At 57.6% G+C, this 940-nt stretch carries 1 protein-coding gene; it reads left to right on the forward strand.

Annotation, left to right across the window (positions count from 1 at the left end):
* The first annotated feature begins 77 nt into the window (after positions 1-77).
* A complete protein-coding gene (locus NO877_RS19695; RefSeq protein ID WP_256397988.1) occupies positions 78-908 on the forward strand; it encodes an IS5 family transposase in 831 nt (276 codons plus the stop codon).
* The last annotated feature ends 32 nt before the right edge of the window (positions 909-940 follow it).

Genomic DNA, 940 nt, shown 5'->3' on the forward strand with positions numbered 1-940 from the left:
GGCTCTGTTGAATCACTAGATGGCGTCGGGACGAGTCACTAAATCGAAGGAGTTGAAGCGGGAAACTGCGGTTGTCTATGACGCAAATCTCCCGCTTCATCGGGGAAGTTGTGCCGGTTGCTCAAAGGGTTACTGGCGATGGAGGCAAATCCGCCGCCCCGGAAGGTGGCGGCGGATTCGCCGACTACGCACTCGTTTCCCTCCATTGTCTCCGGATTTACCTCGATACTTCCTATCGCATGACCATCGACCTGCTGAAGGAGATGCCACAAATAACCGCGGAGATCGGCCTCGACGCGGCCGATCTCCCCGCGCCGTCCACGTTGTGTAAGGCGTTCGACCGGATCAGTATGAGCATCTGTCGAGTGCTGCTGCGCCAGTCGGCGCAGCTGCACGATCCCTCCGAACACGGTGCTATCGACGCCACATTCTACGAACGCTCAGCTGCGAGTCGCCACTACTGCCAGCGAACCAGCTACCGCGTGCAGAAGCTGAAGGTCACGAAACTCGTCGATACAGAGTCTCAGGCTGTCCTTGACGTACATTGTTCAACGAACCGTGAAGGAAGCGATGCTGATCTCTGTGAGCAGATCGCCCGCCGGAACGCGGGCGATCTGCGGTCTCTCGCCGCTGATAAAGGCTACGACAAGCAATCGCTCCGCGAAGGATTACGTGAACTCGGCATCAGACCGCTGATCAAGCATCGCATCTTCGCGCCGTACGACCACGCACACAACGCCAGAATCGACGAACAGCGCTACAATCAGCGCTCTATGACCGAAACCGTGAACTCGGCTGTCAAGCGCTCGCTCGGCTTCGCCGTGCGAGCGCGTTCCTGGTTCCGTGAGTTCCGCGAAATCGCGCTGATGTGTGCCGTCTATAACATCAAACGCTTCGTCAAACAGTGAAATCCTACGCTGTATGGCGATTCAACACAGCC

The organism is Halohasta litorea, assembly GCF_024494645.1.
In the GTDB taxonomy this organism is placed as follows: domain Archaea; phylum Halobacteriota; class Halobacteria; order Halobacteriales; family Haloferacaceae; genus Halohasta; species Halohasta litorea.